The sequence below is a fragment of the Pseudomonas tremae genome (genome assembly GCF_001401155.1).
In the GTDB taxonomy this organism is placed as follows: domain Bacteria; phylum Pseudomonadota; class Gammaproteobacteria; order Pseudomonadales; family Pseudomonadaceae; genus Aquipseudomonas; species Aquipseudomonas tremae.
Genome location: NZ_LJRO01000071.1, coordinates 1 through 648, shown reverse-complemented (window position 1 = coordinate 648; position 648 = coordinate 1). Strand labels below are relative to the sequence as shown.

1 protein-coding gene and 1 pseudogene are annotated in these 648 nt (G+C 56.8%); both read left to right on the top strand.

The features are described 5' to 3' along the window. Positions 1-360, top strand: a pseudogene (locus ALO43_RS04375) (aminotransferase class I/II-fold pyridoxal phosphate-dependent enzyme); the annotation flags it as partial. Then, on the top strand, positions 353-648 hold a 296-nt coding region (locus ALO43_RS04370; protein ID WP_235812523.1), incomplete at its 3' end, for a DUF6190 family protein. The pseudogene ALO43_RS04375 and the gene ALO43_RS04370, both read left to right, overlap by 8 nt.

The window sequence follows — 648 nt, the reverse complement described above, 5'->3', positions numbered from 1 at the left end:
GTGGTTACCCGCTACATCGAGGACAGCAACGACGATGACTTCAACTCCGTGCGCTCGGTGCTGGACGTCAACCGCCGCATGGCCCGGGCGAGTCTTGAAGGCAGGGTTTTGAAGTATGTGGAGCCGATGATCGACACCAGCGTGGCGTGGTTCGAGATTCTGCCCACTGGCATTAACGCCGATGAGTTGCAGGCTTATCTGTTGCAATGGGACGTGTACGTACTGCCGGGCAAATATTTCTACTGGAGCCAGCCCGAAAAAGGCCAGCGTTACATACGTCTGGCGCTGGCACGCAAGCCGGAAGAATTTGCGGCCGCCGTTCAGGTCATCGCAAGGGCCCTGGAGAACTTCCATGTCTGACTTCGACCTGCCAATGATCGACGCAACAGTGTTCATGGGCATGCACCACGCCGATCCCGGCGTGCGTGAAAAATCCCTGGGTTTGTTTTCCCGGTTCTATGAAAGCAGCGTGCAGATGAGTTTCGCCCAGATAGGCATTTGCGACGCCATTATCTGGAAGAAAAGCCGCGCCTTGCAGGACGTGTACTACCCGTTCATGGATGTACTGCACACTGACATGGCCATCCAGCGCCAGGGTTGTAGCGAACACATACTCCAGCGCGCCGCGACGGACACACTGCTCAAAGG